6 protein-coding genes and 1 pseudogene are annotated in these 7,275 nt (G+C 62.1%); 4 read left to right on the top strand and 3 right to left on the bottom strand.

Going from position 1 to position 7,275, the window contains the following annotated elements:
- Window positions 1-198: pseudogene (locus RIFP1SYM_RS15010) on the top strand (antitoxin Xre/MbcA/ParS toxin-binding domain-containing protein); the annotation flags it as partial.
- A 19-nt stretch (window positions 199-217) separates the two neighbouring features.
- Here the strand turns inward: RIFP1SYM_RS15010 and RIFP1SYM_RS15005 are convergent.
- The 3 genes from RIFP1SYM_RS15005 to epmB form a co-directional block, all read right to left on the bottom strand.
- Window positions 218-1,171, bottom strand: coding sequence for an MBL fold metallo-hydrolase (locus tag RIFP1SYM_RS15005; protein WP_420855224.1), 954 nt, complete (start codon window positions 1,169-1,171; stop codon window positions 218-220).
- A 31-nt stretch (window positions 1,172-1,202) separates the two neighbouring features.
- Entirely contained in the window at window positions 1,203-2,753 is a 1,551-nt protein-coding gene (locus RIFP1SYM_RS15000; protein WP_005966343.1) for a lipopolysaccharide biosynthesis protein, read from the bottom strand.
- A 141-nt stretch (window positions 2,754-2,894) separates the two neighbouring features.
- Window positions 2,895-3,938 (bottom strand): EF-P beta-lysylation protein EpmB, encoded by a 1,044-nt coding sequence (epmB, locus tag RIFP1SYM_RS14995; RefSeq protein WP_005966341.1) that lies wholly within the window; start codon window positions 3,936-3,938, stop codon window positions 2,895-2,897.
- On the opposite strand from epmB, the gene efp reads away from it, so the two are divergent.
- From efp to RIFP1SYM_RS14980, 3 genes are all read left to right on the top strand, one after another.
- A complete protein-coding gene (gene efp / locus RIFP1SYM_RS14990) occupies window positions 3,937-4,509 on the top strand; it encodes an elongation factor P (protein WP_006474810.1) in 573 nt (190 codons plus the stop codon). The genes epmB and efp overlap by 2 nt on opposite strands.
- An 8-nt stretch (window positions 4,510-4,517) precedes the next feature.
- Window positions 4,518-5,498 carry an EF-P lysine aminoacylase EpmA gene (gene epmA, locus RIFP1SYM_RS14985; RefSeq protein ID WP_039960681.1) on the top strand — a complete coding sequence of 327 codons (981 nt, stop codon included), beginning with the start codon at window positions 4,518-4,520 and terminating at the stop codon, window positions 5,496-5,498.
- Between the two features lie 78 nt (window positions 5,499-5,576).
- Window positions 5,577-7,250 carry a L,D-transpeptidase family protein gene (locus RIFP1SYM_RS14980; protein ID WP_039960680.1) on the top strand — a complete coding sequence of 558 codons (1,674 nt, stop codon included), beginning with the start codon at window positions 5,577-5,579 and terminating at the stop codon, window positions 7,248-7,250.
- Window positions 7,251-7,275 lie beyond the last annotated feature (25 nt).

Raw genomic sequence — 7,275 nt, 5'->3', positions numbered from 1 at the left:
CTGCGCACCACCTATCCGGGCAACCCGCAGATAGGGCGGCGCTGGTTCCGTCAGGCCAATCACAAGCTAAGTCGCCGTACCCCCCTGTCAGTGATGCTGGATGGCGAGAAGGGGATGGTCAGCGTGCTCTGTCACCTCGACTGCACCTTTGCCTGGGATATGAGTGGATCCCGCAACACCTCCTGTCGGACTCTCTGACGTACTTGGCTGGACGGTGTTAGGCGTGAGCCTCACGCCGCCGCAGCCAGACCTCCAGCCCCTGACTGTTGAGCTCGAGATCGAGAGCCAGCAGCGCCAGGCACTGCTCCTGCGGCAGTTGGCAGCCACGCCGCTGTAGTGCTTCCAGCGCCCAGCTTTCCAAGCCAGTGCGGATCTGCACCTGGCGATCCTCCTCGTTGGCTTGCAGCGCGATCTCAACAAATGTCTCCAGACCCTCCCGCAGCTGCGTCGCCAGCTGCTCCACCCCGGTGACCGCTCCGAAGTGAGTCAGGTAGATCACCTTGGGCCTGTAGCTCAGCAGCCGATCGAGGGTGGCGTTCCAGGCATCCGGGTCGAACTGCACCGGGGTGGTGGTGGGAAGCAGAAAGGCGCCGCTGTCTGTATCGAACTCCCGGTAGGAGAGACCGAAGGTGTCGCCGCTGAAGAAGCCATTGGTCTGGGAGTCGTGGATGCAGATATGGTGACGGGCGTGGCCAGGGGTGTCGAGACACTCCAGGCGGCGTCTGCCCAGCTCCAGGGTAAGTCCATCTTCAGCCTCGATCACCCGTTCCGCCGCCACCGGGATGATTTCGCCATAGAGACGCTCAAATTCCGCCTTGCCGTAGACCGCGATGGTGCCGGCGATCAGCTTGGCCGGATCGATCAGGTGGCGTGCGCCGAACGGATGCACCACCAACTGCGCATTTGGCAGCGCCCGCATCAGCGCCCCAGCGCCCCCCGCATGGTCAAGATGCACATGGGTGGGAATAACATACTTCACCGCCTCCCGCACCAGCCCGCGCTGCTCCAGCGCCTGCAGCAGCAGCGGCAGGGAGTGGCTGGTCCCGGTGTCGACAAAGGCCGCCTCACCTTGGGAGTCCAACAGATAACAGGCAGCCAGACCGGGACGCTGATACTCGGTGTCGATCCGGACGATCCCGCCAGGCAGGGTTTCGATCGGGGCAGGCTGCATCGCGGTCACCTGGGTCAAATCGGCATCAATCTCAGCGAGCCGCCGTCGGGATCAGCTTCTGAAACTTGCGTTTCACCTTCTCCGGGAAGAGCAGCAACCAGAACATCACAAACAGCACTAGGCCGCCGGCCAAGGCGCCATAGCCCATGGCACTGACCGGCGATTCCGGCATCGCCATTTTGATCCCCAGCAGGGTCAGCAAGTAGGGCAGAGCGCACAGTAGTGGCACCCCAAAGGCGCGGTGCAGATAGCGCCAGAGCGGGATCTGCAACACCCGGCTGGCATGGATCGGCACCAGGATACCATAGGCCAGCAGCTCAGGGACCAACACTATCCAGGCGGCCCGGTCAAGGCTCCAGCCGATCGAATTCAGTATCGGAATGCCGATCGACAGGGAGGCGACAAACGCCAGTGCAGCGCGCATTGCGATATAGCCGTGCTCGTTCATTCCCATCAGGAAGCGGAAGCTGGGTTGCTGTGAGATGGGGAGGAAGAAGCCGCAGCCGAGCAGCACTATCAACGGGATATTGACATAGTCACTGCCCATCCAGACCTGCATCAGCACATCGCCGAACACCACAAACGGGATCATCATGGTCAGCGCCAGAGCGGCGGCATACTTCGCCGCGGAGAACAGCAGATCCTGCAGCTCCTTGAGCTTGCCCGACTGCTGCACCGCACCCACCGTGGGCACCAGCACATGGGCGAACTTTTTCATAAAGGTCTCAACGTGGCGGATCAGCGAGAAGGGGCGGGCGAACACCGCCAGCGAAGCCGGTCCCAGATTGCTCAACAGGAAGATGTAGACGGTCTGGATCGAGAGGATCGGCACCAGATCGGTGATCAGGGTCTTGCCGCCAAAGTTGAACATGGTCCTGGCGTGTGCCATCGATGCCAGCTTGGGTGCGATGCGCATCTCCGGGCAGACTTTGAAGACCACCGTCACCCGGGTCAGCTCCGCCATCAGGGTGACGATGAAGTAGACCATCGCGATCTCCTTCAGGCCGCCACCCAGCTTCAGTGCGATGATCATGCAGATTACGTTGAGGGTGTAGAAACCCGAGGCGATGCCGTTCTGCAGCCCCCACTTGTGGTAGCCGGTGATCACCCCGCGCGAGGTCTGCAGCGCCAGCTCGAAGCTGAAGCCGAGGCCGAGAAACAGCACCACCCACTGTGCCTCCTCGGTGTGGCCGGCCAGCTTGTCGGCGAACTGGGTTGGTAGCAGGAAGTAGAGCCCGATGACGGCAGTGGCCACCAGCAGCGCCATGCAGACCTGGATAAAGGCCACCGTGGTGACCGCACCGCGCAGCTTGTCGAACTCGCCGGCGGCACGGTAGGTGCCCACATAGCGGGTTACCGAGGAGGTGAAGCCGAGACCGCTGATGCGCAGGTAGGAGACGATCGACCAGCCGAAGTCCCAGATGCCCAGCGCACTCTGGCCGATAGTGTCGTCGATGATGCGCGGCATGATGAAGCCGGCGATGATGAAGACCAGATGGCCGGCCCAGCTGACCAGCGTATTCTTTAGCAGCGACTGGCGTCCGGTGACGTCGCTGCCCTTTTGGGAGTTGGATTCGCTCATCGGCGGCGGGCCCTTCCTTAATTCGATTGCGGGGGGGAGTGAGTGCTTATTTAGGGCGCCTAATCATGCCCCCTGTACCGGGCAAAATCTATAATTGTGAACGGCTACAGAGAACCTGGTTCCAGTTTGGCGAGGAGAGCGTCAGATCACCGGGGTTTTGCTTGGCGCACCGACCTCTTCTCGCACCAGTTTTGGCACCAGATATCCTGGCAGTGCGGCCAGCAGCGCCTGGTAGATCTGCTGACTCTTTGCCGCCGGGAGCTCGAAATGGGCCGCGCCATCGACCCGGTCGAGCAGGTGCAGATAGTAGGGCATCACGCCAGCATCAAACAGCTGTTCGCTCAACTCCGCCAGCGTCTCCGCCGAGTCGTTCACCCCCCTGAGCAGCACCGACTGGTTGAGCAGGCGGATGCCTTGTTCGCTCAGCTGCTGCAGGCCATCGGCCACCGCTGCGCTGATCTCCCGTGGATGATTGGCGTGGATCACCATTACCGTCTGCAGTCGGGAAGCGGTGAGCAGGTGGGCGAGCGATTCGCTGATCCGCTCCGGCAGCACCACCGGCAGGCGGCTGTGCAGACGCAAACGCCGCAGATGGGGGATCGCTGCGAGGTCATCAAGCCAGCCGGCGAGACGCCGGTCGTCCAGCAGCAGCGGGTCGCCGCCGCTGAGGATCACCTCGCTGAGTGATTCGTCCCGGCGTAGATGCTCGAGGATCTGTCGCTGCTGGCGCGGTGTGGCTGAACCCTGCTGGTAGGGGTAGTGGCGGCGGAAGCAGTAGCGGCAGTTGATGGCACAGGCGCCAGTGGCGATCAATAGCGCTCGTCCCCGGTACTTCTGCAGCAGACCGGGCAGTGCCTCGGCCTGCAGATCGCCCACCGGATTGGTATCGAAGCCCGCTTGGTCCTGCAGCTCCTGGGCCAGTGGCAGCACCTGGCGCAGCAGCGGGTCGGCGGGGTCGCCCTTGCGCATCAGCGCCGCGTAGCCCAGCGGTACTCGTAGCGGGAAGGTTGTGGCGGCCTGCAGCGCCGCCGGCAGCAGGGCCGGGTCGAGTTGTAGGAACTCAAACAGCGCCTGGGGGTGGGTAAAGGCCCCGGCAAGGGCTGTCTGCCAGGGCGTACCCTGCAAAGATGGCGCACTCTCAGGTATGATGTGCGCCGCGATTTCAAAGTTATTCGAGGATGTCATGGCAACCTACAGCACCAATGAGTTCAAGGGCGGTTTGAAGATTATGATGGACGGGGATCCCTGTTCCATTATTGAAAACGAATTCGTCAAGCCAGGCAAAGGTCAGGCCTTCAACCGGGTCAAGATCCGTAACCTGAAGACCGGTCGGGTGCTGGAGAAGACCTTCAAATCGGGGGAGTCGGTGGAGGCCGCCGATGTGCACGAGACAGATATGCAGTACCTCTACACCGACGGTGATTTCTGGTACTTCATGGACCCCGAATCCTTCGAACAGGTCAATGCTGACAAGACAGCGGTGGCCGATTCGATCAAATGGCTCAAAGAGCAGGATATGTGCACCGTGACCCTGTGGAACGGTAACCCGATCATCGTCACGCCGCCCAACTTTGTCGTGCTGGAGGTGACCGATACCGACCCCGGCCTGAAGGGCGACACCTCCGGCAGCGGCGGCAAGCCGGCCACACTTTCAACCGGTGCGGTGGTGCGGGTGCCGCTGTTCGTGCAGATCGGTGATGTGATCAAGGTCAGCACTGTCTCCGGCGAATACCAGGGCCGCGCCAAAGAGGATTGATCGCCTCCATGAGCGCGACGCATGAGTGGCGCCCGTTCGCCTCGCTAGCAATGCTGCAGGCGCGCGCGGAGCTGCTCGCTGCGATCCGTGACTTCTTTCGACAGGCTGGGGTTCTCGAGGTGGAGACCCCGGTCTGTTCCCGCTTCGCTGTTACCGATCTGGCCATCGAGAGCCTTACCAGTCGCTACACTGGACCGGGCGCCCCGGCGGGGCTCGGGCTGTTCCTGCATACTTCTCCTGAATTCCCTATGAAGCGGCTGCTCGCCGCCGGCAGCGGACCGATCTACGAGATCTGCAAGGTGTTTCGTGATGGCGAGCTGGGGCGACGCCACAACCCGGAGTTCACCCTGCTGGAGTGGTACCGGCCCGGCTTCGATCACCGGCAGCTGATGGGTGAGGTGGCCGAGCTGGTCAACCGGCTGCTGCCCGAACCAAGACCTGTAGAGCGACTCGCTTACGCAGAGGCCTTTCACCGCCATCTGGGGATCGATATCCAGGCTTTCGATGCGACTGGTCTGCAGCAGGTTGCGCAGCGTGAACAGATTTCCGGCGCAGAGTCGCTGCAGCTCGACTGGGACGGCTGGCTCGACCTGCTGCTGAGCCATGCCATTGAACCGCACCTGGGGCGCGGTACTCTCTGTTTTCTGTACGACTACCCGGCCAGCCAGGCGGCTTTGGCGAGAGTGCGGCCTGGTAATCCCCCCGTGGCGGAGCGTTTCGAGCTCTATCTGGAGGGGATGGAGATCGCCAATGGTTTTCACGAATTGAGCGATGCTGATGAGCAACGGCGGCGGTTTGAGGTGGATAATCAGAACCGCCGCGCTGCCGGACTGGTAGAACCACCGATGGATGAGTATCTGCTCGCTGCGCTGCAGGCCGGGCTGCCTGACTGCGCCGGCGTGGCGCTGGGCATCGACCGGTTGCTGATGCAGGTCAGCGGCGCCGAGCAGATCCGGCAGGTGCTCGCCTTCCCCTTTGAACGGGCCTGATCTGGCTGCCCGCACACTCTTTCTATACTTTGGTTGAAGAAGAGACTCGTTCTCGGTTGATCCACATAGGAAGGTGTGATGCGACACCATCTGCCTGTTGTCTGCCTCTGCTGCGCGCTGTTGAGTGTTGGTGGTGCGTTTGCCGATCTGTCAGCCCCGCCAGGGAGGGAGGTGGCTGCCGGGGGTGAGAACTCGCAGCCGCTGCCACCTCTGCTGCTCACTTTGGTCAGTGGGTTGCCCAACTGGAGCCATCTGGCCGATTTTTACCAGGCCAGAGAGGGCCGGCCAGTGTGGCATCAGCATGAGCGGCTCAATCCTTGGGGGCTGGTGCTGCTGGAGTGGATCGAGAATGCATCGACTGAAGGGCTCAACCCGGTGGAGTACCATCTGTCGACCCTGCAGCAGCTGGGTCATCGTCTCGACACGCCCGCGATCCTGTTGCGGGAGTTAGTGTTTACGGATGCCTTCCTGAAGCTGGCGCGGGATCTCAACAGCGGGCGTTTCAATGCGGCCCGGCTCGATCCGGCCTGGCACCATCCGGCTGAGAGCTTCGAGCCGTTGGACTATCTGCAGCAGCAGCTGAAAGCGGGGCAGCCGGAGCAGCTGTTTTCCTCGCTGCTACCCACCACCCCCGGCTATCTGCGTCTGAAACAGGCGCTCGACCGCTACCAGGGGATCGAACAGCAGGGAGGTTGGCCCGGCCTGGAAGGCGAACTGCTGTTGCATCTGGGGATGCGCCATCCCGATGTGGTACTGCTGCGGCAGCGGTTGCGGTTCGAGGAGCCGGCTGCCGTGGAAGAGGCTGATGATCCTGAATATTTCGATGCGCCGCTGCTGCTCGCCATCAAACGCTTTCAGCAGCGCCACGGCCTGCTGGATGATGGTCTGGTGGGGCCGCAGACTCGCGCCGCTCTTAACCAACCGGTGGCGCAGCGCATCCTGCAGTTGCGTGCCAACCTGGAGCGCTGGCGCTGGCTGCCGCGCCAGCTCGACAATCCGCACCTGCTGGTCAATACCGCCGGTTTTGAACTGACCTTGATGGTGGATGGTCAGCCACAGCTGCAAAGCCGCTCGATCAACGGTCGCCTCAGTCGTCAGACCCCCTCCTTCCAGGGGCGCATCACACAGTTGATCGTCAATCCTGCCTGGACCGTGCCACGACGCATCGCGGTGGAGGATCTGCTGCCGAAACAGCAGCAGGATGCCGACTATCTGGAGCGTAGGGGCTTCCAGGTGCTACAGCGCGTGCAGGGTGAGTGGCGGGAGGTCGACCCCTGGTTGGTGGAGTGGCAGCGCTTCGACAAGAACAACTTCCCCTATGTGCTGCGCCAGTTTCCTGGGGAGAACAACAGCCTGGGGCGGATCAAGTTCCAGATGCCCAACCCCTACGCGATCTATCTGCACGACACCCCGGCTGTTGGCCTGTTCGATAAGCCGCGTCGCGCCTTCAGCTCTGGTTGTGTGCGGGTGGAGAAGGCGCGGCAGCTGGCCGGGTTGCTGCTGCAGAACGAGAATGCCCCGCAGCACAATCTGCTGCTGGATATTGAATCTGGAGAGACCCGCATCCAACCGTTGTCACAGCCACTGACGGTCTATCTCACCTACTTCACCAGCTGGGTGGACGAAGCGGGCAGGGTGCAGTTTCGTCCCGATATCTATGCAAGGAACGGGCTGTTGCTGAGGCTGTTGCAACACACCGACCAGATTGCCAGAGATGGACGCTCAACCCGGCAGCTGGCAGAGGCAGATTGATCCTCGCTGACTTATCGACTCCTCA

Origin of the sequence: endosymbiont of Riftia pachyptila (vent Ph05) (genome assembly GCF_000224455.1) — a bacterium.
GTDB classification, from domain to species: domain Bacteria; phylum Pseudomonadota; class Gammaproteobacteria; order Chromatiales; family Chromatiaceae; genus Endoriftia; species Endoriftia persephonae.
This window is presented reverse-complemented; position numbering and strand designations above follow the sequence as displayed.